Annotated in this window: 19 protein-coding genes and 1 pseudogene; 13 read left to right on the forward strand and 7 right to left on the reverse strand. The window is 49.9% G+C overall.

The window, feature by feature from the left end:
- The first annotated feature begins 148 nt into the window (after positions 1-148).
- Complete coding sequence (locus tag C557_RS25165) at positions 149-307, forward strand: hypothetical protein (protein WP_018751684.1); 159 nt, start codon at positions 149-151, stop codon at positions 305-307.
- A 239-nt stretch (positions 308-546) separates the two neighbouring features.
- Here the strand turns inward: C557_RS25165 and C557_RS0109790 are convergent, their stop codons facing one another.
- The gene (locus C557_RS0109790) at positions 547-2,028 is read right to left on the reverse strand and encodes a glutamate synthase subunit beta (protein WP_018751685.1); all 1,482 of its coding nucleotides are present in this window, start codon (positions 2,026-2,028) and stop codon (positions 547-549) included.
- Between the two features lie 319 nt (positions 2,029-2,347).
- Between C557_RS0109790 and C557_RS0109795 the strand changes: the two genes are divergently transcribed.
- Positions 2,348-2,770 (forward strand): hypothetical protein, encoded by a 423-nt coding sequence (locus tag C557_RS0109795; protein WP_018751686.1) that lies wholly within the window; start codon positions 2,348-2,350, stop codon positions 2,768-2,770.
- Between the two features lie 65 nt (positions 2,771-2,835).
- Here C557_RS0109795 and C557_RS0109800 read toward each other — a convergent pair whose 3' ends face one another.
- Both C557_RS0109800 and C557_RS0109805 read right to left on the reverse strand, forming a co-directional pair.
- Positions 2,836-4,764: an LTA synthase family protein gene (locus tag C557_RS0109800; protein ID WP_018751687.1), complete on the reverse strand. Its 1,929-nt coding sequence runs from the start codon at positions 4,762-4,764 to the stop codon at positions 2,836-2,838.
- A gap of 255 nt (positions 4,765-5,019) precedes the next feature.
- A complete protein-coding gene (locus C557_RS0109805) occupies positions 5,020-7,566 on the reverse strand; it encodes a beta-mannosidase (RefSeq protein WP_018751688.1) in 2,547 nt (848 codons plus the stop codon).
- Positions 7,567-7,787: 221 nt separating this feature from the next.
- On the opposite strand from C557_RS0109805, the gene C557_RS0109810 reads away from it, so the two are divergent.
- The 8 genes from C557_RS0109810 (at position 7,788) to C557_RS0109845 (ending at position 18,787) form a co-directional block, all read left to right on the forward strand.
- Positions 7,788-9,119 carry an ABC transporter substrate-binding protein gene (locus tag C557_RS0109810; protein ID WP_018751689.1) on the forward strand — a complete coding sequence of 444 codons (1,332 nt, stop codon included), beginning with the start codon at positions 7,788-7,790 and terminating at the stop codon, positions 9,117-9,119.
- A gap of 164 nt (positions 9,120-9,283) precedes the next feature.
- Positions 9,284-10,180 carry a carbohydrate ABC transporter permease gene (locus tag C557_RS0109815; protein WP_018751690.1) on the forward strand — a complete coding sequence of 299 codons (897 nt, stop codon included), beginning with the start codon at positions 9,284-9,286 and terminating at the stop codon, positions 10,178-10,180.
- The gene (locus tag C557_RS0109820) at positions 10,177-11,010 is read left to right on the forward strand and encodes a carbohydrate ABC transporter permease (protein ID WP_018751691.1); all 834 of its coding nucleotides are present in this window, start codon (positions 10,177-10,179) and stop codon (positions 11,008-11,010) included. Before C557_RS0109815 ends, C557_RS0109820 begins: the two co-directional genes overlap by 4 nt.
- Positions 11,007-12,806, forward strand: a complete 1,800-nt coding sequence (locus C557_RS0109825; protein WP_018751692.1) for a cache domain-containing sensor histidine kinase — start codon at positions 11,007-11,009, stop codon at positions 12,804-12,806. Before C557_RS0109820 ends, C557_RS0109825 begins: the two co-directional genes overlap by 4 nt.
- A gap of 72 nt (positions 12,807-12,878) precedes the next feature.
- Positions 12,879-14,393 (forward strand): response regulator transcription factor, encoded by a 1,515-nt coding sequence (locus C557_RS0109830; protein WP_018751693.1) that lies wholly within the window; start codon positions 12,879-12,881, stop codon positions 14,391-14,393.
- Positions 14,394-14,588: 195 nt separating this feature from the next.
- Positions 14,589-15,590 (forward strand): substrate-binding domain-containing protein, encoded by a 1,002-nt coding sequence (locus C557_RS0109835; protein ID WP_018751694.1) that lies wholly within the window; start codon positions 14,589-14,591, stop codon positions 15,588-15,590.
- Between the two features lie 4 nt (positions 15,591-15,594).
- Positions 15,595-17,565 carry a cache domain-containing sensor histidine kinase gene (locus C557_RS0109840; RefSeq protein ID WP_240472944.1) on the forward strand — a complete coding sequence of 657 codons (1,971 nt, stop codon included), beginning with the start codon at positions 15,595-15,597 and terminating at the stop codon, positions 17,563-17,565.
- The gene (locus tag C557_RS0109845; protein ID WP_018751696.1) at positions 17,558-18,787 is read left to right on the forward strand and encodes a response regulator; all 1,230 of its coding nucleotides are present in this window, start codon (positions 17,558-17,560) and stop codon (positions 18,785-18,787) included. The genes C557_RS0109840 and C557_RS0109845 overlap by 8 nt, the downstream gene beginning before the upstream one ends.
- Before the next feature lie 42 nt (positions 18,788-18,829).
- Here the strand turns inward: C557_RS0109845 and C557_RS24160 are convergent, their stop codons facing one another.
- Both C557_RS24160 and C557_RS25670 read right to left on the reverse strand, forming a co-directional pair.
- Entirely contained in the window at positions 18,830-19,741 is a 912-nt protein-coding gene (locus C557_RS24160) for a copper amine oxidase N-terminal domain-containing protein (protein ID WP_018751697.1), read from the reverse strand.
- 246 nt (positions 19,742-19,987) lie between these two features.
- Positions 19,988-20,237: pseudogene (locus tag C557_RS25670) on the reverse strand (IS4 family transposase); the annotation flags it as partial.
- 153 nt (positions 20,238-20,390) lie between these two features.
- On the opposite strand from C557_RS25670, the gene chvE reads away from it, so the two are divergent.
- The 3 genes from chvE to mmsB are packed head-to-tail and all read left to right on the forward strand — an operon-like array spanning position 20,391 to position 24,160.
- The gene (gene chvE / locus C557_RS0109855; RefSeq protein WP_420805392.1) at positions 20,391-21,431 is read left to right on the forward strand and encodes a multiple monosaccharide ABC transporter substrate-binding protein; all 1,041 of its coding nucleotides are present in this window, start codon (positions 20,391-20,393) and stop codon (positions 21,429-21,431) included.
- A gap of 31 nt (positions 21,432-21,462) precedes the next feature.
- Entirely contained in the window at positions 21,463-23,022 is a 1,560-nt protein-coding gene (gene mmsA, locus C557_RS0109860; RefSeq protein ID WP_018751699.1) for a multiple monosaccharide ABC transporter ATP-binding protein, read from the forward strand.
- Entirely contained in the window at positions 22,997-24,160 is a 1,164-nt protein-coding gene (gene mmsB / locus C557_RS0109865) for a multiple monosaccharide ABC transporter permease (protein ID WP_018751700.1), read from the forward strand. The genes mmsA and mmsB overlap by 26 nt, the downstream gene beginning before the upstream one ends.
- A 256-nt stretch (positions 24,161-24,416) precedes the next feature.
- Here the strand turns inward: mmsB and C557_RS0109870 are convergent, their stop codons facing one another.
- Positions 24,417-24,602 carry an aspartyl-phosphate phosphatase Spo0E family protein gene (locus C557_RS0109870; protein ID WP_018751701.1) on the reverse strand — a complete coding sequence of 62 codons (186 nt, stop codon included), beginning with the start codon at positions 24,600-24,602 and terminating at the stop codon, positions 24,417-24,419.
- Positions 24,603-24,809: 207 nt separating this feature from the next.
- Positions 24,810-26,258, reverse strand: coding sequence for a helix-turn-helix domain-containing protein (locus C557_RS0109875; RefSeq protein WP_018751702.1), 1,449 nt, complete (start codon positions 26,256-26,258; stop codon positions 24,810-24,812).
- Positions 26,259-26,505: the final 247 nt, after the last annotated feature.

Here is a 26,505-nt window from a genome sequence, read left to right on the forward strand (position 1 = left end):
AAATGTTCAAATTTTAGATTAAACGGTGTTGCATCTATTTACAAGAGGACCAGAGATATGCATAATAAAAGTAAGGTTATTATTGATAATGATTATCATTATTATATGATGCTGTTCTGCAAGCATCGGCACAGAGGAGACGAACGCGATGAGACTGTTAACCGCCCGGAGGCTGCCCCGGCTAAGTACCGACGATTACCTGGATCTGCTGAACCTCGCAACCCGTTTGGGTGATCAGCAATGGCAAAAGGAAATTATACGCAAGCTGGAAGCCAAGCAAACCGACTTAAGTAATGTTAGCCAGTAGCTAATATATGTAAATACAAGCTGAACAAGCGTGAGCAATCGGGCCCTGACCCGGAAGCTCACGCTTGGTGTTGAAAGAGGTAACCATCAAGAAGCATATGCGCTCGATCCTGCAAAAAGCGTGGCCCAGTAACCGGGCGCAACTACTGAAGTTATTAATGGACTAATGCCTCTAATTGATTAAAGATAGCCATACGAAAAAAACCGTCCTAAAACGGACGGTTGATGTAGCTAACTATCTCAGGGAAGCCGCGTGCTGCCCATTAAATATCGGTCAATCTCACGGGCTGCTTGTCGGCCTTCATGTATAGCCCAGACGACCAGACTCTGCCCACGCCGCATGTCCCCCGCAGCGAATACCCCTTCCACATTGGTACGGAAATCCCCTAATTCAGCCTTGATATTTGTTCGTTCGTCAAGCGCTAATCCCAATTGCTCCGGCAAGGCTTGCTCAGGCCCCGTAAAACCAAGAGCCAGCAATACCAGGTCAGCCGGGATGAGCTTCCCGCTATCCGGAACTTCACTCAGCACCCGCCGACCCTCAGTTTCCTTCCACTCCACACGCATAGTCTCCACACCGGTCACCTGGCCGTGCGCATCGCCCACCAAACGTTTGGTTGAAGTCTGAAATGCTCTTGGATCTTCGCCAAATAACTCAGCCGCTTCAACTTGACCGTAATCGGTCTTGAGAATCTTCGGCCATTCTGGCCAAGGATTGTCAGGCTGCCTCGTTGCCGCAAGCATCGGCATGATCTCTAGCTGAGTGACACTTCGGCAGCCTTGACGGATCGCCGTAGCAACGCAGTCTGTTCCCGTGTCGCCGCCACCGATAACCACAACGTGCTTACCCTTTGCAGATAGAAATTTACCATCACTCAAATGGGAATCCAGCAGGCTTTTCGTATTTCTCGCTAAAAACTCCATCGCTTGGTGAACCCCGGAAAGGTTCCGGCCCTCCACGTTCAAGTCACGAGCTTGCGTAGCCCCACCGCACAAAACGACGGCATCAAATTCTGCACGAAGCTGACTGGCTTCAATATCTTTGCCAATTTCCACACCGGTCACGAACTGGATACCCTCGGCGGCCAGTAAATCGACGCGGCGCTGCACTATCGATTTGTCCAGCTTCATGTTGGGAATACCGTACATCAGCAGCCCGCCAATGCGGTCGGCCCGTTCATATACGATGACCTTATGGCCGGCTTTATTCAACTGATCTGCACAGGCCAGACCCGCAGGACCGGAACCGACGACAGCCACCCTCTTCCCGGTGGACGCAGCTGGAATCTGCGGCTTAATCCAGCCCTCCGCAAAGCCGCGGTCAATGATGGCCTTCTCGATATTTTTGATCGTTACAGGCGAGCCACTCTTGCCGACTGTACAGGCTCCTTCACATGGAGCCGGGCAGACCCGCCCGGTAAATTCAGGGAAATTATTCGTCTTATGGAGCCGCTTCAACGCTTCCCGCCAGCTTCCGCGATAAACAAGGTCATTCCATTCAGGAATAAGATTGTGCACCGGACAGCCGGAGGCCATCCCGGATAACAGTCGCCCCACATGACAAAATGGGGTTCCGCAATCCATGCAACGGGCCCCTTGCGTTCTTAACTTATCCTCTTCCAAAGGTATAGAGAACTCGTCCCAGGATTTGATGCGCTCCAACGGCTCCCTCTCCCCTGGGACCTCTCGACAATACTCCAAAAAACCAGTCGCCTTTCCCACTCGTATCCTCCTCTTCCGACACCACGCCCCCATGAATGCCCATCTCTATCCAACTACGGATAGCCGATATGCTTGGTGCTTTAACGTGCTGCCGTCCTCAAGTAATCCCATGTTATCACTTGAACCTGACATTTCAGAATGAAGAAGATCACTATCGTGAAAAAAATTACAAATTAAAATCCTACAGTCCTCCACCATAACTGATGTATTGTTTCAAGTTGAAGCAGAATATCTTTGAAACTTTGATCAGAGCCGATACGTATTAGTAGAGTGACCTGAATTTAATCTAGCATGATACCCAAGAGAGGAAGCAATCTTAATGAAGCAGTTTACCCTTAAAAAGGTCGTTATCATCGGCACTATGGCCCTCGTTATTATTATAAATCCCAATTTCACCGGTTATTTGACCAGCCTGGCCTACATCGCCAATTCCTCCAAGGAGCCCAGCTTGTCCGAGCCGGCAGGACATGAAGATAATGAGCTGGACCGTTTGCTGGGCGTCTCCTCCGAACGGGAGGTATATGATGCGCTGCTAGAGGGACAATCGCTGGCGGTGCTGGCCGAAGCGAACGGACAGCCCCCGCAGCATGTCGTTGACCTGCAAGTCAAGCAACTGCAAGCCCAGCTTCTCCAGCGTGTGAACGATGGATCGCTTACGCAGGAAGCTTATGAGCTGCAGATGCGTGAGTTGCCTGACCTTCTGGCAAGCAGCGTTTATGGAAAATATACAATCTACAGCTAAAATCCAAAAAGCTTCCGACTCCACCGTGCATGGAGTTGGAAGCTTTTTTAGTTAGCTTGTTCATTTTAATGACCGGGCGCTCGTTTGGGCAGCAGCTTGACGTACTCATCGGAGAGACGCATCAGCTCCGTAATGTATTCATAGTCACTTCGATAAGGCTCTAGCTCGGTCACTGGCTGCAAGGTATCCAGTGAAACCGCAGTGCCGTCGTCGAAGCCGGCCCCCGGCACGAACATGACCTCATCGTTGAAGAATGAACCGGTCGGAAGATAGTAGCGCATCCCTACCACATTGCGGTCAACGCTCAACAAATCCTGTCCTAGCGCGACAAATCCCTCATCCTCCAGAGATATGCCCAGCAGGCTGGCGATGGTAGGCAGAATATCCACCTGTCCCCCGGTACGTGGCGATACTTCGCCAATCACTTGACCCGGAACATGGATAAGCAAGGGGATATTGAAGCGGCTAATCCGCTCATCATAAGCGATCCCCAGCTTCGCCTGAATCTCCGCAGCAGATACATCCTTCTCCTGCAAGCCGAAATGATCGCCATAGAACACCAGCACGGTGTTGTCCCACATCCCCGCTTCCTTCAAACGTTCAATCAACGTACCAATCGCATAGTCCGTATAATTAATGGCCGTGATATAGTTCCCGAGCATCGTCCCCTCCAAATCTGCAGGGAGCTTGATATGACGTTGATCCTCGGGTACGACAAACGGATTATGACTTGAGGTAGTAACGAACTGGGCGTAAAAAGGCTTCGACTGGACCTTCAGTTCAGATAGCTTCTCTACGCCCACCCGGTACATCTCCTCATCCGAGGCTCCGAAATCATTGAAATGATCATTCGTATAAAAGGGCTTGTCATAATACTGATCGAAGTTCAACGCCGGATACAAGCGATTGCGATCCCAGAAGCTCACATCATTGATATGAAAAGTATTCGCCGCATATCCATGAGCTTGCAGCAACCGCGGCAGACTGGGAAGCTCACGATCACCGAAGCTGGTCGACATCGCTGCCGTCGCCGTGGGATAAATCGAGGTATTCGACATAAACTCGGCATCGGATGTATTGCCTGGTCCGATCTGCTGATAGACCTGCGGGAAATAAACCCCTGCCTGAGCCAGCTCATTCAAGACAGGCGTGACCTCCTGACCCTCTATTTGCAAATGGATCGGAAAGTTCTGGAACGACTCCAGCTGTACGACGATAACATTCATGCCCTCGGCTGCTCCAAAATAGGGTGAATTCTGCCCTGGCACAGCGCGGTATGGATAGCTACTTTGCCATTCCTTGAGCTTGATAACCGTCTCCTGAAGATTACCCGCTGCAATCATCCGTTCTTCCTCTTGATTGCGTATGGCCGCATCTACCTGGAAGTTGAAAAAACCAACGCTCTCGGCCCGGACCAGCTCGTTATCAATCCCTTTACCGATGTTGATGTAAAGGCTGGAGAGCAGCAGACTAACCACCAGCGCAGACAAGACAGCGGCTTTCCGCCACAAGACCTTCCTCAACCGATCAGTCCGGAAGCTGAGGCCCTTCATGTAACGCAATCCGACGATCCTATCTCCCCGTCTACGATGGGAAAGCGCATAAGCAACTCTGATAACTACCAGCACCAGGATGTCCAGAAAGTAAAGAAACTGTTCCGGCCGCAACAGGGAAGCTACGCTGGCTTTGACCTCAGGCACTTGATTGAGCCCGCTTAATACAGCATAGGTCGGCACGGTCCCGAAGTAGGCAAAGTACACCGTGGCTGCAAAGAAGACCAACGACATTATCAAGTTAAAGGCAAGGTACACCCCCCATTTGACCCGAGCAGGTGTGACCAGTTCCAGCAGGCATAACAACGCCAACACCGATAACCATTCCGCAGGAAGTCCCTGAACAGCAATACCGCCATAAAAAAAAGCTCGTAGTAATAACAATTTTGCACCTAGTAGCACAAAGGTTTCTAAAAATTTGTATCGGCTGATCTCAATCATGTTCCCCATCTCATTTCTCTGAATTCCCGTGTTTACAAACTTCTCGATTTTCTATTTGTTTATTATAGCACGGTAAAATTCAGAGTCCATTTAGAGCGAGTTCAGGCGTACCGGGTCTCGTCAAGTCAACGCAACCGGTGTTCAGACAATCTTTAGAATGTGCTGAGCAAATAAGGACCTCCCGACAACCGATATGAGCTTACCCTCGCTGTTGCAGCTACTAACCGGCTCATCCGGCAATTGTTCACCCCGCTTCTAAATGAAGTCAGCCATGGAACGCACAATCAGCTTCCCAGGAGACCCTGTCACAAAAGCTTCCCGGCTATCTGTTCCACCACGCCGCCGGAATTCGACGGTCGCGGGTACGCCAGGAATCAGATCAAAATAGTTGTCTGAGAAAATGCCTTCCTCTTCAGCGGACAGCCAGACCTGGCGTGCCAGCACATCGCTGGATAACGTATAACGGCTGCCTCCGCTGCCCGGTTCCTCCCGCACAGAGATGGAAGCCGGGTAAACCGGCTGCTCCTTGGCCGTGACGAAATAGTATGGCTTGCTGTCCAGAACGAGCCCGGCTACTTCTAATACGGAGTGCAGCACGACCTGATAGGGATCACAGCCTGCCAGCCATACTTCACGGTTCAAAGCCAACACCTCCGTGACGGAATCAGCCGCGATGGCTGCATCCACCGTTTCCTCCTTCAGCAATCCGCCGCGTATATCGTAGAGTGATAGCCGAAGCGTTGCTTGTAAAGGCTCGCGAAGATCGGACACCACTTGAACCGTGAGCGGTCCGTTTTCGGGCTCATGAATAGCCAGGATGACCTCGCGATAGCTGCGGCGCACGGTATATTGCAGCGCCTTCCAACGCCCGTAATAATCTATGCTTGCCCAGGAGGCTACCGGCCAGCAGTCATTTATTTGCCAGTATAAGCTGCCCATGCAATAAGGCTTATTACGCCGGTGAGCTTCGATTGCCGTCCGGATCGCCTCTGCCTGAAGCACCTGACTCATGTATAAAAAGGCCTTGAAGTCCTTGGGCGAGGGCAAATACAAATCCATATATTCCTTGATTAACTGGTTGCCCCTCATATTCTTCTGATGGGCCAGCATTATTTTCGATTCCAGGGCCAATTCACTTTCGGGTGCATATTTCAGCACGCTATCCAGCTCCGGGAAGGATTGGAAGCCGTATTCACTCATGAACCGTCCGACCCGTTTATCGTAGTTGGAGAACGGCTCAACCGAATGCCATACTCCCCAGTAATGGACATCCCCTTCTCCTGAAGGCTGATAGGCATGCTGATCGCTGTCCCCCGTCAACCGGCGCAGTGGCGACGAAGGCCAATAATCAACTCCATCTGCCAGCCGCTCTACGGCCTCCGGCAATAGCTTGTGGAATACCGCTTCATAATCCGACCAAAGCTGCTCCCGCTGCTCCTGTGTATAGTCTTGCTTCCAGCCCCAGCCGACATCTTCAATATAATGAGCCCAAGCCGAATCAATCTCATTATTGCCGCACCACAAGGCTAGGGACGGGTGGCGACGCAGCCGCTTAATATTGTACTCCGCCTCCTGGGCAATGCTGTCCAGGAACGCCTCATCTCCCGGATACATGCTGCATGCGAACATAAAGTCCTGCCACACCAGCAGACCATACTCATCACAAAGATCATAAAAGATGTCTTCTTCATAAAATCCACCGCCCCATACTCGCAGCATATTCATACCACTTTCGGCGGCTGAAGCAATTTCGTGGCGATAGCGTTCGGCGGTCACCTCGGTAATGAAGCTATCATTCGGAATATGATTGGCCCCCTTAGCGAAGACGGGGACACCGTTCAGCTCAAAATAGAAGGAGGCCCCGGCTTCATCCTTCTCCCGAACGAGCTTGATTGTACGCAGCCCTGTCTTAACCTTGGCGGTGGCAGCAACAGTGTGATCCGGACCAAGCAATTCCGCCTGGAAACGATACATTGCTTGCTTGCCCAGCCCCCGGCACCACCATAATTCAGGCTGCTCGATGGCTGCACGGAGTGTCACCTCCTGCGTTCCCGCAGCAAGGACAACCTTACGCTCCCAGGCCAAGCTGCCTGCAGTTAACCGCAGCATTCCCTCCCAATGTTCCTCGGCTTCTACTTCCAGCACGGCTGTAAAATCTGCCAAAGACGCATCTACGCTGTCCTGACGAATATGAAAGTCGCGGATAACCGGGCCTTCCCAGGCCTCAATGCGGGCATCACGCCAGATCCCGCTGGTGACAAAGCGCGGTCCCCAATCCCAGCCGTAATGATACGGTGCTTTGCGGGCAAAGATACTGACTCGCCGTTCACCCAGGCCCCCTAGCTCGGATTGGTCATTGGATGCCGGAAGAGCGTACCCCAGCCGCTCCAGCTTGGGCAGATCCTCCTGAATCGGGGAGCGGAAGCGCACTTGCAGTGTATTCGCTCCCGGTTGCAGCAGCGGCTTAATCTCCACACGCCACGCACGGAACATGTTGTCGGCGGATAATACATGTACGCCATTGACTGAAACATCGGCATACGTATCTAGGCCATCAAATACCAGCTCGACCCGCGGCAACGCAGACCAGACAGGATCAAATTCAAACGTCGTTTCATATTCCCATTCCTTCTTGTCAATCCACTGCAAATCGTGTTCATGAGTTCCATAGAACGGATCAGGAATCAGCCCATTTCGCAGCAAATCAGTATGTACTGTGCCAGGTACTTGGGCGGGGTTCCATTGGGTTTCATCAGATGCTCTAAATCTCCAATCAGTCAGCAAATAACAATGGTTGCTCATAGATCCTCCATCTCTGTGCTTAAGATATGATCATTATAGAACACATACGTTAGTTTTTGTTATAATTCTGTTATTACTTTTTAGAAAACAAATTCAACATAACTTGTAAAGAAGGCAAGGCAAGACAATAAATGACAATTCAGTCCATTTCCATGTGCAGGTGAAGACGATAGACTATATATGTAAGCGCTAACATATATTTATGACAAGGGGTGACACGGTTGAAAAAGAAGGCTGTGATTGCGTTGGTTTGCAGTTTTGTACTAACTGCCGTGCTGGCAGGCTGCGGCGGAGGAAGCAATAGCACTGGCAATAATGAAGCTGCTCCTAACAACGGCAAGGCTAGCGGAAATAGTAACGCTACCGGGCAGGATTCAGGCGGGGATGCCGCAGGCAAGCTGAGTGGAAAGGTCACGTTCCTGACGAACAGGACAGATATGATCGGCAAGGAATATGACGAATACGTCAAGCGGTTTAACGAGGTGTACCCTGATATCCAAATTGAATTCGAGGCCAGCCAAACCGATTACAACCAGCAAGCGAAAGTACGCATGGCTAGCGGCGAGCTGCCTGATCTGATGTTTGTTCCGGACATACCTAACTCCGATTTGCCCAAGTATTTTGCACCACTGGACGACCTTGGCCTAAGCGCAGAGATTACCTTCAAGGACTTTAAAGCTCACGAAGGTAAACTGTACGGCATTACGACGGGTAATTCCACCTCGGGCATCGTTTACAACAAGCAGGCCTTTGCGGATGCAGGCATTACAGAGCTTCCGAAGACTTGGGATGAATTCCTGGCGGCTTGTGAGAAGCTGAAGCAAAACGGCGTCATCCCGTTATCCTCCAACTTCAAGGATAAATGGCCTCTCGGGAGTTGGGTATATGATATGCCACGGGTCATTGAAAATAACAAGAATTTTTCTAACGAAATCATTAATACCGACACTCCATTTACCATGGATAATGGCTACGGAAAAGCCATGTCGCTGCTCAGAGAGCTAGCCGATAAGGACTACCTGGAAAAGGATATCAACTCTACCAACTGGGAGCAGTCGAAGAAGGATCTGGCGAATGGCAAAATGGCCATGTATTTTCTCGGCAACTGGGTGATTAATCAGGTCATTGGTGTAGGTGCAGAATCGGATAATATCGGCTTCTTCCCGCTTCCGTTCGATAATTCGGGCGATGTCCGGGCCGCCTTCAACCCCGACTTCTTCTATGCCGTCAACAAGGACAGCAAGAATCTGGATGCCACAAAGGCCTTCCTGAAATGGATGCTGGAGGACTCGGGGTATGAGGACTTTGCCGGGTTCATCTCTCCGCTTGAGGGCCGCGAATCCAAGCTGGCTCAATTAGCTGAATTTCAGGCTACTGGGGTAGACCTTCAGGAGGGGATGCCGGATGATCCGAAGGTGATCGAAATTCGCAATAAGGCTCAAATCGATCTCCCCGCGATTGCGCAGGAGTTCGTACTGGCCAAGGACCCACAAGCCGTGCTGGATAAATGGAACAAAGCCTGGGCCAAGGCTAAGGGCGAGTTGGGCTATTAGGGCGAGTTGGGCTATTAGGGCGAGTCTGAACGCTAAGGATACCGCATCACCCTAGTAGCAGCAAAGGGACAAAATGGGTTATCGCCCTTGCCGATAATCCATTTTGTCTTCCAGCTCAGTATTGCCAATCCGCCTTGATCAGCCTATAGAAAAGAGGGAAGCTCATGTTTGGAACCCTGTCCTACAAGACGCAAAAAAACTTAATCATCCTTTCATTCCTGCTGGTGCCAGTCAGCTTGCTCCTGCTATTTACTTATTATCCCGCTGCAAAGCTGGTTATGTTCAGCTTCACCGACTGGGATGGATATAGTCCAGAGAAGCCTTGGGTTGGCTTGGCCAATTACAGAGAGGTGTTCTCCAATCCGGACATCTTCGGGGTATTCACCCATAATTTTGCTTATTTCGTCATGGGTATTCTGCAAAATATAATCGCTATCTACTTTGCGGTCATTCTGAACGGACGCCTGCGCGGACGCAATGGCTTTCGGCTTCTGCTGTTCCTGCCCTACATCATGAATGCAGTCGCAGTTGCGTTTATGTTTGGCTATGTATTTGATACCACGCAAGGCTCGCTGAATCTATTTCTGCAAAGCCTGGGCCTCAACAAGCTAGGCGAAACCAGCTGGCTCGGAACAGCCGGGCTTGTCAACTATTCGCTGGCCTCTACCGGCTTATGGCGGTTCATGGGCTATAATATGGTTATTTATATCGCGGCACTGCAAGCTATTCCCAGGGACATCTACGAAGCGGCCCGCATCGATGGAGCAAGTGGACCACAAATCTTCTGGCGAATCACCTTGCCGAATATGAAGCCGGTCATTCAATTGAATTTGTTCCTGACCGTGACGGGGGCGCTGGAGGTCTTCGATCTTCCGTTCGTGTTGACCAAGGGCGGACCCGCCGGAGCGAGCCAAACCTATGTACAACGGGTCATCGACACCGCCTTTGCCTATAACCATTATGGTCTGGCCTCGGCCATGAGCATTATCTTACTCCTATTCGTCATTGCCGTAGTGGGTCTGCAACAATTCGTGCTTAGCCGGGGAGGGAATAGTAAATGAACATTCGCAAGCTTTCACTGGTAGATGGTCTGAAATATCTGACATTGCTCATCGGCGTTTTCGTCGTGCTCTTCCCTCCTTACGTGGTCATTGTTAACTCGTTTAAATCCAGCGAAGAATTCAATACCTCCAGCACTATGGCATTACCAGAAAGCTTCTTTAACTTCGAGAACTTCCGCATCGTGTTCGAGCGAGGTGGTCTGCTGAGTGGATTTGGCAATACCTTGATCATCATATGCGTCTCGCTCGTATTCAATATTTTATTCGGGACCATGGTGGCTTACGTACTGGGACGGTTTTCTTTCAAGCTAAAAAAGGCGGTATTCGCCCTCTATTTGTTCGCCACGGTCATTCCCAGCATCACCACACAGGTAGCTACCTTCGGCGTCATTAAGTCGCTGGGACTGTACAATACTTTAGGCGCGCCCATCATTTTGTATATTGGAGCCGATGTCATTCAGATCATTTTGTATCTGCAATTCATTCGCAACATTCCCGTTGATCTCGACGAGAACGCGATGGTAGAGGGCGCATCGCTGTTTCGGATTTACCGTTCAATCATTTTCCCATTGCTAACACCGGCAACAGCAACCCTGATTATTTTGAAAACGATCAGTATTTATAACGATATGTACACACCTTATCTCTATATGCCCAAGCAAAGCCTAGGCGTGGTGACTACGGTACTCATGCGCTTCCAGGGAGTTAACGTCGCGGATTGGAATTTGATCAGCGCTGCTATTCTGTTGATCCTGCTGCCTACCGTCATCCTTTATTTCTTCTTGCAAAAGTATATCTTTGAGGGCGTCACCAGCGGTGCGGTAAAATGAAGCTTTGGCGAAAATCCTGGCTGCTCTTTGCCAACCTGTCTATGCAGAAGAAGCTGGTCATTATTTTCGTCTTCCTGCTTTCTTTGCCGATTACTTATTTCAGCTATAGCTCCTATCGATCCAGCTTTGAGCTGGTGCTGGGCAGCACCAAGGATGCCGCCAACCTGATGACAGACAATGCCATGGATAAGGTAGACCGATATATTGCCGACTTGAAACGCTACACCCTGCTTCCGCTGTATAATAAGGACGTCCAGAAGTACCTGGATCAGCAAGGAACCGATTGGGATAAAACTACGACGCTCGATATGTTTCTAATGTACGTGAACAATACCAAGGAAGAGATTCTGTCCACCTATCTGGTGGATCGGTACGATACCGTGTTCTACTATCGCCGGTCCGGCATCAACGTATTGTACCCGGACATGCGCATTGCCGAATGGAAGAGCATGATCGATCAATCCGGCTCCGCTCCGGTGCTGTCAGGTACTCATCTTATTCGGGCAAACGATACGGAAGAGCGCGAGGTATTTACGGTCGTCCGCTCGATCCAGTCCACTAGCACACTGAGCCATATCGGCATGATTGCCATTGATGTCGACAGCAGACTGTTTGAGGATATTGTCGCCCCCTTGGGAACGGTCACCCATGGAGAAGCCCTGATTATCGACGAGGAGGGCGATGTCGTGTATAGCAGCGCCCCCTCCAGGTGGGTAGGCGATTTGAGTGCAAGCCCCTGGCTTGCCGGAGCAACCGGAGAACGCGGCAGCTTTGAGCTGGACATCGACGGTGTGCCCTACATCGCTGTGTACACCTCATCCGTGCAGACCGGCTGGAAGACGCTTGTCTACATTCCGTCGACCGAGCTGCTGGCTCCGATGAAGCAGAACCGCGACAAGCTGATGATTACGTCGTTGTCGATTATTTTGCTGGGCCTGCTGGTGTCCATAATTTTGTCTTACGCGCTAACTAAGCCGCTGAAGGCTACCGTGCAGTTAATGAAGCAAGTACAGCGCGGCAAGCTCGATGTGGCTGTTCAAGTGAAATACAATGATGAAATCGGGCTGCTGGGCAGTCATTTTAACCGAATGATCTCCCGTATCAGGGAGTTGCTTGAAGAGGTGGCTGAAACGGAAAAAAGCAAACAGCAGGCGGATATGCTGGCTTTGCAAAACCAGATCAATCCGCATTTTATCTACAACACGCTGGAATCGATCCGCATGCTGGCCGAATTAAATGATGATGATCAGGTCGCTGACTTGACCTATCTGCTCGGCCTCCTGCTGAGGTACAGCATCACTCGCAGCGCCGACGAACGTTCCACCATCGGACAGGAGATCGACCATGTTCGCAATTATTTACTGCTGCTGCAGATTCGATTCCCGGGTAAATTCAACTTCAGGTTTGATATTCCTGTCGACTTCGCTCCCTTGCCGATCATTAAGCTTGTGTTCCAGCCCATCGTGGAGAACGCCGTCTTCCATGGCCTGGAGAAGCGGGAAGAGTCGGGAACCATCACCATTCGCGCCCGGCGAGAGTATAAGGACGCGATCTTTACCATCCATGATGATGGCATCGGAATGACGGCGGAGCGGTTAGAAGCTCTGCATCGCAGCCTTAGAGACGGCAAGACGGATAAATTCGGGATTGGACTGCGCAATGTTCACGAACGCATCCGCCTTCATTACGGCCCCCGTTCCCAGCTTGTGGTTAGCAGCCGACCCGGCGAAGGCACAACAGTAACCCTGCGGATTGCTGATTTTATCACAGAATGGTCTGAGGAGACGACTTCCTGAACATGTAACGCTATATTAAGCTATATACATATAATTCAGCTTGGACGGCTAATAGAAAGGAGGAGAAGGCGCTTGCTGCATATCGCTATTGTGGATGATGAGGCCTCTATTCGAGAGGGCTTGGGAAGAATCGTCAGCAAAGAAAGCGAACGGTTTGTCGTCACTGGATTATTTGCAAATGGGCAAGACCTGCTGGACCGTTTGCATCTTCAAAATATCACCGTCGATGCCATCATTACCGATATCCGCATGCCCGTGGTGGACGGTCTCGAACTGATTAAGCAAGTCAAGGCATTGTATCCTGATATCCGCTGTATGCTGATAAGCGGGTTTACGGATTTTGAATATGCCAGACAAGCGCTGCGTTATTCAGCCGTAGATTACTTATTAAAGCCCATTAACAAAAATCAGTTATTCACCTTACTGCACAAGCTGGAGGAAGAGAAGGAGACAAAGCACCATCAGGCTCAGCGGCTGCGGCAAGGGCTGCTGCTATCCTTTCTTAAGAATGCGCCGGACCTGTGCTCGAAGTTGCCGGAGCTAACGCTGCCATTGCCTTATTTCGTCGTGTTTGCTCTGAAGGGGGCCTCGGTACAGCTATTGCGGGATAAGCTGGAGCTGCTAACATGCCCTTCATTCCCCTTCTGGGACCTGGTGGAGATTGGGGATCCAATATTCGCACTTATTGGGTACGCCGAAAATATACCTGAGCACAAGGAGTTGCACAATATCGCTTATCGGCTGCAAAGCTGGTTGCCCGTGAACAGACTTCTGATCGGAACAAGCCCGGGCTACCAGGAGACCGCCCTGCTGGGTCAAGCCTATCATGAAGCATTGCATGCCTGCGAGCTAGGTATCTACGAAGCGACGAGCTGGAGCTATCAGCCATATGAAGCAATGGGCCAAAATGCAGTAGGCCAGGAGGAAGCCCAGGCTGGGGCCATCTTCGCCCAAGGCCGGGAGGAGCTTATTCAGAAGCTGCAAATATTGGAGCTTTCACAAATCGAGGCTTGCTTGCAGCGCCTGTTCTCCCTATCCCGGGAACCCAAACTGCCACAGAAGGGCATCGTTCTTCTATGCCGCATGGTTCTGGACTCGGCTGCGGCCGAGCTTCAGGAATGGCATCAGTATAGCGGACCTTCATTGGCCAAAGAGTTGGAAGAAGCGCTGAGCGCCTCCCTCTTTTTTGATGAAATGCAAACGATGTTTATCGCCGGATTCATCGACCTATTGGGAGTAATTCGCAGCGCTCGTCTGGAGCAGGCTGGGAAGTCCGTTGAAACCGTTAAACGCTGGATTGCCGAGCACTATGATCAACCCGCCGAACTGGGACATCTCGCCGGATTGGTATTCCTCACCCCCACCTATCTGAGCAAGCTATTCAAGGCCGAAACCGGCATGACCATTACCGATTATCTAATCGAGGTCCGCATCAACCAGGCCAAGCATTTATTGCGGTCAGGCTGTAGCCTCAAGGTTCATGAGATTGGGAGCAAGGTGGGTTACCCCGATCCTGCGTATTTTAACAAGCTGTTCAAACGCATGGTAGGTGTGACGCCTAACGAGTATAAGCGAATTTCCCGATAAATCCAGACTCTTTTAAAGGCTCAAACTAAAAATCAGTGCTTGCCAACAGGGATGTATAGAGCGGAGGGTCGTAGGGATTCTGGAGAAACTTAAAGCTTTCTGAAAGAAAGTAAAAAATTAATGAAATTCCCCTGTGAATCATAGTATGATGATGGCGAAAGTCTATCATTTACGCATTTATGAAAGGGGTTTCATATGCGGAAAATCTGGATCATCTATTTGCTGCTGATCGCCTGCTTTGCCTTCTATGTGCTGAATTACCGCGCGCAAAGCCAAATTAGTGATCAACGAAATGCCGGCGGCTTACGGGGCAGTATGGACGAAAAATACGTCATGGTCACCTTTCAAATGGGCATCGACTATTGGAAGAGTGGCCTGAAGGGCTTTGAGGATGCGGCTCAAGCGTTGAACGTATCCGTTGAATATCGCGGAGCAACCCAGCGCGATGTCCATGAGCAGCGAACTGTTCTGGAGCAGGTCATTGCTAAAAAACCGGCCGGTATCGCCATCTCCGCCATGCACGCCGCCGAGCTGACAGCCACGATTAATAAGGCTGTAGAGGCTGGCATTCCGGTCGTTCTCTTCGACTCGGATGCCCCCGGAAGCCGGGCGTTCTCCTTCCTCGGCACCAATAACTACGCGGCAGGGGCCCGGGCGGCGGGCAAGATGGCCGAGCTTACCGGCGGAAGAGGCAAGCTCGCCATCATCACCGTCCCGGATCAACAAAACCATTTAGATCGGACGCAAGGCTTTGTTGACACCATCGCAGCCGAATTTCCTGAGCAAAGTGTAGTGGTGATCAAAAATGGCAAGGGCGACCCGCTCTTCTCCCGCCAGGCCGCAGAAGAGATTCTGCAGTCCTTCCCCGATGTAGCAGGCATCTTCACCACAGAGGCTAACGGGGGCATCGGCGTGGCGGAGGCCGTACGCGAATATAGCCCCTCTGTAGCAGGACCTAGAATTGTCAGCTTTGATACAGATAAGGGGACACTGGACCTTGTCAAGAGCGGCGACATTGATGCTACCATGGCTCAAGGCACCTGGAATATGGGGTACTGGGCCATGCAATTTCTGTTCTCGCTAAATCATGGTATGAACGAAGCCTGGAATCCGGGTTCTTTGCCCGTGCCGCAGCAGGTAGATACCGGCATTACCGTCGTCACCCGGCAGAATGTGAATGATTATTATGCGAAATAGACGAATGAAACAGCCCTGGGAGCTCCGCCGTTTTCTGCTAAATAACTTGCCCATTCGCTATAAGCTGATCGTCCACTTTCTGCTAATCAGTATCCTTCCCTCCATCGGGCTAGGCCTGCTAACCAACTGGACGGTGAATCGCATTATCGAGCGGCAAATTACGGACACCACCCTGCAGCTGATCAGCAAGGTGAACCATTCTCTGGAGACCTATGTGGAGAATTTGCAGAACATGACTTATTTTATCTCGTTTAATCCCGAGGTACAGCGGTTTCTTGAAGCCCAGCCGAGCACCTCTGACAGCGGTATTCTGACGACAACCGCAGAGGAGCGAGCCAGCATCGCGGCAAGTTTGCCATCTCGTCTGGCTGTCAGCGATACAAATATTCCCGAGCAGCTGCTGAAGGCGGGCAACGAATACTACGAAATCCGCAAATTTCTGCAAGGCTTCACGACCCTGCATTCCGAGGTAGCCGGTATTCTGATCGTGAACCGCCAGGGCCAGTATATCAGCAATGAAATGTATGCACGCACCGAAGAAAGCTTGACGCGGGAAAGCTGGTATGCGGAGGCTATCCGAAACAAGGGGATTTTTAAAATTATTGGTCATCCCCATAACCGCAATGTCACCACACATGTCAATTATCAGGATAACGAGGTCGTATCGGCTGTGCGGGCCATCCTTGATCCCGACACCCAGCAGGTCAAGGGCGTCATTCTCATCGACCTCAAGCTGCGCGTCATTGCGGAGACAGCCCAGGACGTACGCCTGGGCAAAACGGGATATTTAACCGTGGTAGACGGCGAGGGTGAATTAATCTATGCTCCGCCCGACCCCTATATTGAGCAAATCCCGCTAGAGCATCTTGACCCTTCGGGAGCGGGAACTTATTCAGAGCGTATCGGCGGCCGTGACTTCCAATTCGTTTATCGGCACGCCACGTTCCCTGACTGGACCACGGTCGGTATCTTTCCCATGGCGGAATCGACAGCCGAGATGCGGGAAATCCGCTTCTACGTCGTCAGCTTCGTCTTTATCGTTTGCCTGCTAGGGATGACGGCTTCCTTTTACCTGGCCCATTCTATCTCAAGGCCCATTGGACAGTTAGCCTCCTTCATGCAGAAAGCTCAGTCCGGTGACTTGACGATTCGCCATTGGAGTGATCGTACCGATGAGGTCGGCTTGCTGGGCCGCCAGTTCAATGCGATGCTGCTGCAAATTCATCGCCTGCTCTCCTTGACGGAATTGCAGGAGCGGCAGAAGCGAGAAGCCGAGCTGCGCAGCCTGCAAGCTCATATCAAGCCGCATTTTCTCTATAATACGCTCGACACCATTCATTGGATGGCTCGCCGCCGTGGGGCTGAGGATATCGCCGAAATGGCGGAATCGCTCTCCAGGCTGTTCCGGATCGGACTTAGCAAAGGGAATGATATTATCCCGTTAAACGATGAAATTGAGCATATCCGGAGCTATTTGCAAATTCAGCATGTTCGCTATCAGAATAAGCTGGATTATACGCTAAGTATCGATCCGAAGATTCAAGATGTTCACGTGCTCAAGCTGATCCTTCAGCCGATTGTAGAGAACGCCATTTATCATGGAATCAAGGAGCGTCGCGGACCCGGACATATCACGGTGGAAGCCGTCGAGGAAGACGGCATACTGGTGATGACCATTCGGGATGATGGTAAAGGGATTCCTCCGGATAAGCTCGCCCTCCTGCAGAGAAAACTGCAAGCAGCCGCTGCCGTCCGTGTCGAAGGGCCGGAGAAAATAGCGACGTCTCTGGATAGTACAGGTGAGGATCAGCAAGGCTACGGCATGATGAATGTCCAGGCGCGCATGGCCTTGACCTTTGGCAGCAAATACGGAATAACGGTCCAGAGCGAAGTGGATCAAGGAACAACCGTGACTGTCCTGCACCCGATGATTCGGGAGAACCAAGTATGGAAGAGAGGAATGGAGCATGAGTGATTTCCGCTGGAAGGTGCTGATTGCTGATGATGAACTGATTATCCGGGAAGGTATTCGGGAGAGCGTCAATTGGGAGCTGTTGGGAATGAAGGTCGTCGCGGAGGCCGAGGATGGCGAGGAAGCGCTCGAATTAGCCCTGCGTCACAGGGTGCACATTCTGTTGGTCGATCTGAATATGCCGATTATGAACGGTATTGAGCTGATGAAGCAGGTGCGCGAGAAGCTGCCGGAAGCCAAGCTCATCATTATTACCGGACATGATGAGTTCACCTATGCCCAGAAGGCCATCCGTTTGCAGGTGAAGGATTATATTCTGAAGCCAGCCAATCCGGCTCAGCTAGAGAAGGTCCTGCGACAGGTTCGCAGCGAACTGGAGGAAGAAGCCGCGAAGCAGCAGCATTGGAAGACCACATCCCGCCAAATCTCGCGAAGCTATCCTCTGCTGCGAGAACGGTTCTGCCAGGAATGGATGGAAGGCGGATTGACGGAAGCGGAAATTTTGGAGCAATTGCAGTTCCTGAAGCTGCCGGAAGTCAGTCCCGACTGGCTAGGAGTCATTCGTCTGCCTGAACCGGGCGGCTCTCCCGCCGCTCTGAAGGAAGATGAACGCCAGCTATACTGGTTTGCAGTAGAGAATATCGTGAGCGAGTGGCTCGCGCCCTATCCCAAGGTCATGTTCCACGATCCGTTCGGGCTGCTGGTCATCCTGCTCTGGGACTTGGAGGCCGAGAAGGACTTCCACCGCATTGAAGCCTCGATACGGACGCATCTGAAGATTGCCGCGGAGGTTCATTTTGCGGAAGGCACCCGCAGCGTATTGGAGCTCCCGTCTGTCTATCGGGCCAGCAAGGCCATCGTGATGAAGGAGGTCGTGATCTCCCCTCTGGTACGAAGAGCCAAGCAATATATCCTGGAGCATTATGCCGACCGTCAGCTTACCTTGGAAGCCATGGCCCAGGATTTGCAGGCCTCGCCCGCTTATTTGAGCCGGATGATCAAGCAAGAGCTTGGCACAACCTTCGGCAGCTATCTCACACAAATCCGGCTTCGCCGGGCCAGTCGTCTGCTCACATCCACCCTGCTAACCATTGCTCAAATCTCCGAGCAGGTAGGATACGAAACACAGCATTATTTCAGCACCGCGTTCAAGCGTGCTACCGGCACCTCTCCACTGCAATATCGCAAGGGGGCCTTCGAGAACGAGTCTGAGGAAGAAAAATAAGGCGCGAGGAACGGCGTACTACAAATCGACAACCTATTATTGTTATTCGGCAGGTATTGTTGCAATAATGTCTTTCCCTTTATTATTAGGAAAAGACTTCTCACCTTCATAGATGATATTGCCGTTTTCATCAAAAGTTCCAAATTTCACTTGCTCTGTCTTCCACAAATCCTTAAAAAAATCTATTTTCCCTGTGAAGGAAGGTCTGTCTCCCCATTCCTTTTCACTTACTTGGAGCACATTTGGAATCACACTCTTGTTGTTTGGTTTACTTGTGCTTATCTGGCCTTCCCATTTAACCCAAGCCGCCCCATCTTTAACCTCAGCATATTGAGCGATTCCTCTATAGGCGTAAATAAAGCTGTTGCTCTTTTTATTAGGGAAGTAATAAGTGCCTCCATCGCCTCCTTCCTCATTCCCGGCGAGTTCCTCCTGTAGTGAGATTCTTGGTAATTGGATAGCTGCGTTTCTGGATTCTTCTAGTTTATTGCTGGCAAAACGTTGAAGTAGAGTTTGACTAGGCTTATAAATAACAACTGTTTTGGTATCAGGGTTCCAAAGTACTTTTGCATCTAATGCTTCCCCTATAAAACGAAAAGGCACATACACAGCATCTTCTTTTACAGTAGGATTTACCCCGACTGAAACCTTCTTATCGTTGACATACGCAATATTACTACCTACCGTCAGTTTCAGTTTATTTTTCGTATCTGAATCGCTTACCGTAACCGTCTTGGTTTTGTTGTTCCAGTCCACTTTTAGATTTGGAATAAGGGAAACTGTTCGTATTGGAACTAATGTTACATTGTCTATGACAACGGGATTCTGTCCATTGGCCACGCTACCATTAATATTTAGAGAAAGTCCTTTCTGACTTGAAGCTGCCATTGCACCGGTTGCCGTTTGCATTGACAAACTTAATATTAAGCTACATATAAATAAGCTCTTTTTCATCACTTTGACACCTCCATAATAGTTTGTTTCAGTAAGTTGACGCTATAAGATAGAAAATGTTGCGATAATATCTAGCAATTCAGTGTTGGAGTTGACGCTGAATAAGAGCCAAAAGTTTCTTCCCAGCTTTGGTAGCGACCTCATGGATCAATCAACCAGTTGTTGCAGGGCCAAGGCTCAGTCGAGCGTGCTAACTTCATCGCAAAGCAAATAAAGCAGACCGCCGAACGAACAGGCGTCCGTACTTTGCCGACGCTTGTAACCGTGGATTCGTTTGTCGATCCCGTCTGCTATTTCTGTAATCCCAGACTTGGAAACGTCTACGGGGACAAACGAGACCCTCCGACCACCCCATAGTCAATATGCAAAAGCCTTTGTAGAAAGCGCCTGTGGCATGATCTTTAAATCGTGCCAGTATCTCTATAGCTTTGCTCCGGTTGCGTTCAAACATGGAATCATCAAAGATAAAAGCTTTTCCCTGGCTTACCGAGGTCAGTGGTAAGTAAAAAAATTATAAAAAGAGTAGTTTCTATGTAAATACGACTTCCTCTTCCCCTTGTTATACTCTCTAGTGAAAACGCATTCACAAAACATGTAGGGGGAATGAGTTTTGAAGAAATCATTAGCAATAATAGTGACAGTGGTGCTTATGCTCAGCCTCGCGGCTTGCGCCGGCGGAAGCAGCAGCGGCTCCGGAGGTAAGGGAACGGTAGGTATTGCTATGCCAACCAAATCATCAGAGCGCTGGGTTGGCGACGGCAACAACATGGTCAAGGAATTTGAGGCACTCGGTTATGACACCGATCTCCAGTACGGAGAGGACGTTATTGAAAATCAGGTATCGCAAATCGAGAACATGATTACTAAAGGTGTTAACATTCTCGTCATTGCCTCCATCGATGGTGGCGCATTGACCGAGGTACTGCAAAAGGCGCATGACCAAGGCATTCAAGTCATTGCCTATGACCGCCTGATCATGAATAGCGAGTATGTCGACTACTACGCTACCTTCGACAACTTCCAGGTTGGTGTGCTGCAAGCTTCCTACATTGAAGAGAAGCTTGGACTTAAGGAGGGCAAGGGACCCTTCAATATCGAGCTGTTCGGCGGATCGCCGGATGACAACAATGCCTATTTCTTCTTCGATGGAGCCATGTCTGTTCTACAGCCGTATATAGACTCCGGCAAGCTGGTGGTGCGCAGCGGGCAGACCAAGATGGAGCAAGTCGCTACGCTTCGCTGGGATGGAGCTACGGCTCAAGCACGGATGGATAATTTGCTGAGTGCCCACTACTCCACGGAAAATGTGGATGCGGTCCTCTCTCCTTATGACGGCATCAGCATCGGCATCCTCTCCTCGCTTAAAGGCGTAGGCTATGGCTCTGGCAGCAAACCTCTGCCGATTGTAACCGGACAGGATGCGGAGCTAGCCTCCGTAAAATCCATTCTCGCCGGAGAACAAACGCAAACGGTATTTAAGGATACACGGGAGTTGGCTAAAAAGGCGGTTTCTATGGCTCTTAGCATCTTGGAAGGCTCGGAGGCCGAAGTCAATGATACTGAAACCTATGACAACGGCGTAAAAGTGGTTCCATCCTATCTGCTGGAGCCTCAATCGGTAGATAAGGACAATGTGGAAAGCCTGCTGGTGGAAAGCAATTATTACTCGCGGGAAGAACTGGGCCTCTAAAAGACTATCAAGGAAAGGCCGGTGACGGCACTTGAATAAAACGATTTTGGAAATGAAGGACATTACCAAGACGTTTCCGGGCGTTAAAGCGCTCAGCAACGTCAACCTCAAGGTAACCGAGGGAGAGATTCACGCCCTGTGCGGGGAGAATGGGGCTGGCAAGTCCACGCTGATGAAGGTGCTCAGCGGAGTATATCCGCATGGCTCTTACGAAGGTGACATTTCCTTTGACGGGCAGCCCTGTGAATTCAAGGACATCAAGCAAAGCGAGCAGGTTGGAATCGTCATTATCCATCAGGAATTAGCCTTGATTCCCTACCTGTCGATTGCGGAGAACATATTCCTGGGCAACGAGCAGAGCAAACGCGGACTCATCGACTGGAACGAGACCACACTGAAAACAAAGCAGTTGCTGCATACGGTGGGGCTGGATGAATCGCCAGCTACCCGTGTACTGGAACTGGGAGTAGGCAAGCAGCAGTTGGTGGAGATTGCCAAGGCTTTGTCCAAAAAGGTCAGGCTGTTAATTCTGGACGAACCGACGGCTGCGTTAAACGAAGACGATAGCGAGAACCTGCTCGCACTCATTCTGGAGTTAAAGAATCAGGGCATCACCTCGATTATCATCTCCCACAAACTGGGCGAGATCAGCCGGGTAGCAGACTCGATTACCATTTTGCGTGATGGTCAGACGATTCAAACGTTGGATATGAAGGCCGATCAGGTCACAGAGGACATCATTATTAAAGGTATGGTCGGTCGGGACTTGACTCATCGCTATCCCGTGCGGACTCCCCAAATCGGCGATATCATCTTTGAGGTGCAGGACTGGGCGGCCTATCATCCTCAGCAAGGAGAGCGCAAGGTGCTGGACAACATTAACCTGAACATTCGTCAGGGTGAGATTGTCGGCATCGCCGGACTGATGGGAGCAGGCCGGACGGAGCTTGCGATGAGCATCTTTGGCCGCTCCTACGGGCGGCATATTCAAGGCAAGCTGTTCCTGCACGGCCGGGAGGTTCGATTTGATAACATCAGCCAGGCGATTGAACACGGAGTGGCTTATGTTACTGAGGACCGCAAGCAATATGGTCTGATCCTGATCGACGATATCAAGCGTAATATTTCGCTCGCCTCGCTGGGCAAGCTCTCTCGCCGAGGTGTTATTCATGAACAGGAGGAAGTGCTTGTCGCTGAGGAGTACCGCCGCAAGCTTAACATCAAAACACCAAGCATCTTGCAAAAAGCGGTTAATCTGAGCGGCGGCAACCAGCAAAAGGTTGTATTAAGCAAATGGATCTATTCGCAGCCGGAGATCTTGATTCTCGACGAGCCTACCCGCGGGATCGATGTCGGGGCCAAATACGAAATTTATTCCATCGTGAATCAATTGGCTGACGAGGGCAAGGGCATCTTGTTTATCTCCTCCGAACTGCCGGAAATTCTCGGGATGTGCGACCGGATTTACGTCATGAGCGAAGGCCGGATCACCGGGGAGGTTCGCCGCGAAGAAGCCACGCAAGAAGTATTAATGAAATCCATGACTCGAGGCAGGGGGGAGACAGATGCAAGCAGTCAGCGAGCTCTTTAAGAAGAATATTCGCCAGTACGGCATGATTATTGCTTTAGTTTTCATCACCATTTTATTTCAGATTTTGACCGAAGGTATTCTGCTTAAGCCGCTTAACATTACGAATTTGATCTTGCAAAATAGCTATATTCTGGTGCTGGCCATTGGGATGGTGCTAGTCATTATTACCGGACATATCGACTTGTCCGTCGGCTCCATCGCCGCATTCATCGGTGCGCTATCCGCCATCATGATGGTGAATTTGCAGCTTCCGGTGTATCTCGCGGTCATTTTATCCCTGGCAGCCGGAGCACTGATCGGGGCCTGGCAGGGCTTCTGGATCGCGTATGTTAAAATCCCGGCTTTTATCGTCACCCTGGCCGGCATGCTGCTATTCCGCGGACTTACCATGATTGTGCTGGGAGGCCAGTCGATTGCACCGTTTCCGAAAACCTTTCAACGCATCAGCTCCGGCTTTCTCCCGGATTGGCTTGGCGGCGGCGAAATTCACCTGCTTACGGTGACGCTCGGCATATTGCTGTCTGTTCTCTTCATCTGGCAAGAATTCAGAGACCGCCGTACCCAGATTAAATACAATTTCGACACCGCACCCATCTGGATGTTCGTCACGAAAATGGTGCTGCTTGTGGCCGTGATGAACATCTTCACATTTGTGCTCGCTACCTATAACGGACTTCCTAATATTCTCATCATCCTGTTCTTCTTGATTGTCATCTATTCGTTTGTCATGAACCGAATGGTGGCCGGACGGCATATTTATGCCATCGGCGGCAATGAGAAGGCCGCCAGCCTGTCGGGGGTCAAGACGAAACGGGTAACCTTCTGGGTATTCGTCAACATGGGCGCCTTGGCCGCCTTATCCGGATTAATCTTTGCAGCCCGCCTGAATTCAGCCACGCCCAAGGCTGGCATCAACTTCGAGCTTGATGCCATTGCCGCCTGCTTTATCGGCGGCGCCTCTGCTTCCGGCGGAATCGGTACCGTCATGGGTGCGATTATCGGCGGCCTGGTCATGGGTGTGATGAACAACGGCATGTCCCTCATCGGGCTTGGCGTCGACTGGCAGCAAGGCATCAAAGGCCTCGTCCTGCTGTTAGCCGTCGCGTTTGATATTTATAATAAATCGAAAACGAATTAATGAATCGAGGAAACACTAAAAGGGAGCTGGGCGAGAATTGATCGCCTAGTTCCTCTTGAGTTAGTTAAGCGTAGCTCACGAGCTGTGACTGCTGAATAGCAATCAGCCGTCTCATCTACACCGCATACATCTAAGTAACAGAAGTCCAGACTATCGTCCACCTTCAAAATTACCCATACGATGTACGCATCTTATTGCAAGAATTGTTACTTCATTCCGTTCATCAGGAATTGACCATAGGACAAAGAAACCGTCTTTAAGCGATGGGTTTCTTGAGCTTCATATCTGCATACATGACCTTGTTATACTGATTGATCAACCCGTCCAGAAGGACGGACTGATGAATGACTCGGCCGCTCCGCAGGCCATATACTTGAGCTAGACGGTTTAATTTTTGTCTTTCCGCTTCTATACAAATTTTGATTTTTTCGGAATTATTCATAGCTATCACCCTATGAATATATTAGAATATGTTGCCAAATATTTCATAATGAAACATACTGCAAAAAACAAAAAATTCCAATTTTACAAATAGAAAGAGGGACCAGCTTACGCCGGACCCTCAAATTATACCTTGATATCTTTTAGAACCTAACCCCAGCCATGGAAAAAGGTCGTAAACAAATCATTACCCGAAACAAAAATAAAGCTAAACGTAAGCATAGCCAAAACCACCCAAGACATTTTCTTCTTCATTTTCCCACACCTTTCTACATACTTTATTGTATTCTTGATATTGCTGCTTGGAGGCAAACTCTCTGTGAAGCTCAAAAAGAACCATGGTATTTGCTAGTATAGATTTGTTACTCAACTTGATAGACATCTTCATGCTGTCCAGGAGATTATCAATTCCCTCTGTATCAGCATTTCTTCTAAAGTGATAAACAGCATAGTTCTGAAAAAACAAAGAGTAACGGAACACATAGGGAGGTTCTTTTGAGTTAACTGTATCCACGGCCCTGCTAGCCATCCAACTGTCCTCCCTGCCAACTTGTCTATACTGCTCAATGTGAGCAGAGAATCGCAACAGTACATCATCAATATAAAATTCATGTCTGTTGGCAGACTCGACTAAAGTAATTAGTCCTTCAACAATTTCATCTGGATGTGAATTTAGAAAAGCAACATATTCAGGTATCCTCAAACGATTGCCCGCTTTCACATCAACGCACATATAATTAGCTTCTGCGAATATCTTCAACATCTTAATCTCTGCTCTACCCTCATCATCAAGGCCCTCAAACCAAGATAAATCTGCATATTTAGCAATCCATTTCCTGGACTCCTCATACATACCTCGAAGCTCATAGGCACCTGACTTATATAGATAGGCTTTACCATAATAAAATACTAGGGGACGGATTGGCTTGAAGTCTGGCTGTGCCCACATTCTGCTTTCATATAAAGTCCACGCTAGCTGGGCTAATTCATCAGCATAGTTCTCAACTTCAACCCAGTTAAATCTGACCGCGTATACCTCGATGAGCATTAATATTCCATCCAGCGCCAGGTACTCTGGTAAACGATATCTATAGGGTAGAAATTGCAAAGCCGCAGTGAACCCCTTAAATCTATCTTTCTGGTAGATTTGGAATATCCGATAATAGCTCATTGCCAGCCGTTCCGAGTGACTGCATCGCTCACTCTCGATCACACTCTCATAGAGAATAACGGCCGCTTCCTTCCAGCCCTGCTCATACATCATTTCAGCGGTATCGAAGATGCTGGCAACCTGCTTCAAATCTTCAAGCAGATGACATAGCACCAGCTTGATGCAATCATACTGCTGCAGCTCGGCACAACGAAGCAAGAAGGGGCGCACTCTCCGCCAATGCGGAGCATTTGGAGTGAAGCATTCCACAGCGTACAAATTGTAAAAGTGTCCCTCCGGCAAGCCCATCACTTCGGTCACCCGGTCAAGCTGACTGATCGCAATCAGACGATTGCCATTGATAATTCCGCTTAATGTTCCGACATTTACCCCAGAACTTTCGGCAAAACGCTGCAGGGTTGTCCCATTATTCCTAATGTAATCTTCCAGTTCTGCCCGAATCGTGGTAGTGGATATCAAATAATTATCACCCCCAAATTCGATCATTTTGCTTCTGCCAGTCAGCTTAGCTAGTCTCTTCACTGTAGCAAATCACAACATCCATCGACAACAAACATAACCACAATTTACTAGATTTAAGTTATGTATTTACATAATAATCCTTATTTTTACATCCGTCAACGTAAAAACGAGACTCACTAAACACCTCTATTGCCGCTTAGGAGTCTCGTTATAGTAAAAACCCCGGAAATGCCGTGATTGCAGCATTCCTGGGGTTTTTGACGCACGATAT

The sequence above is a fragment of the Paenibacillus sanguinis 2301083 = DSM 16941 genome (genome assembly GCF_000374825.1).
Lineage (GTDB): Bacteria > Bacillota > Bacilli > Paenibacillales > Paenibacillaceae > Fontibacillus > Fontibacillus sanguinis.

Excerpts from the sequence above, each read along its gene's own strand:
- C557_RS25165 (WP_018751684.1), top strand. The coding sequence starts at position 149 with ATGAGACTGTTAACCGCCCGGAGGCTGCCCCGGCTAAGTACCGACGAT.
- C557_RS0109795 (WP_018751686.1), top strand. The coding sequence starts at position 2,348 with ATGAAGCAGTTTACCCTTAAAAAGGTCGTTATCATCGGCACTATGGCC.
- C557_RS0109800 (WP_018751687.1), bottom strand. The coding sequence starts at position 4,764 with ATGATTGAGATCAGCCGATACAAATTTTTAGAAACCTTTGTGCTACTA.
- C557_RS0109805 (WP_018751688.1), bottom strand. The coding sequence starts at position 7,566 with ATGAGCAACCATTGTTATTTGCTGACTGATTGGAGATTTAGAGCATCT.
- C557_RS0109815 (WP_018751690.1), top strand. The coding sequence starts at position 9,284 with ATGTTTGGAACCCTGTCCTACAAGACGCAAAAAAACTTAATCATCCTT.
- C557_RS0109820 (WP_018751691.1), top strand. The coding sequence starts at position 10,177 with ATGAACATTCGCAAGCTTTCACTGGTAGATGGTCTGAAATATCTGACA.
- C557_RS0109825 (WP_018751692.1), top strand. The coding sequence starts at position 11,007 with ATGAAGCTTTGGCGAAAATCCTGGCTGCTCTTTGCCAACCTGTCTATG.
- C557_RS0109835 (WP_018751694.1), top strand. The coding sequence starts at position 14,589 with ATGCGGAAAATCTGGATCATCTATTTGCTGCTGATCGCCTGCTTTGCC.
- C557_RS0109840 (WP_240472944.1), top strand. The coding sequence starts at position 15,595 with ATGAAACAGCCCTGGGAGCTCCGCCGTTTTCTGCTAAATAACTTGCCC.
- C557_RS0109845 (WP_018751696.1), top strand. The coding sequence starts at position 17,558 with ATGAGTGATTTCCGCTGGAAGGTGCTGATTGCTGATGATGAACTGATT.
- C557_RS24160 (WP_018751697.1), bottom strand. The coding sequence starts at position 19,741 with ATGAAAAAGAGCTTATTTATATGTAGCTTAATATTAAGTTTGTCAATG.
- chvE (WP_420805392.1), top strand. The coding sequence starts at position 20,391 with ATGCTCAGCCTCGCGGCTTGCGCCGGCGGAAGCAGCAGCGGCTCCGGA.
- mmsB (WP_018751700.1), top strand. The coding sequence starts at position 22,997 with ATGCAAGCAGTCAGCGAGCTCTTTAAGAAGAATATTCGCCAGTACGGC.
- C557_RS0109870 (WP_018751701.1), bottom strand. The coding sequence starts at position 24,602 with ATGAATAATTCCGAAAAAATCAAAATTTGTATAGAAGCGGAAAGACAA.
- C557_RS0109875 (WP_018751702.1), bottom strand. The coding sequence starts at position 26,258 with ATGATCGAATTTGGGGGTGATAATTATTTGATATCCACTACCACGATT.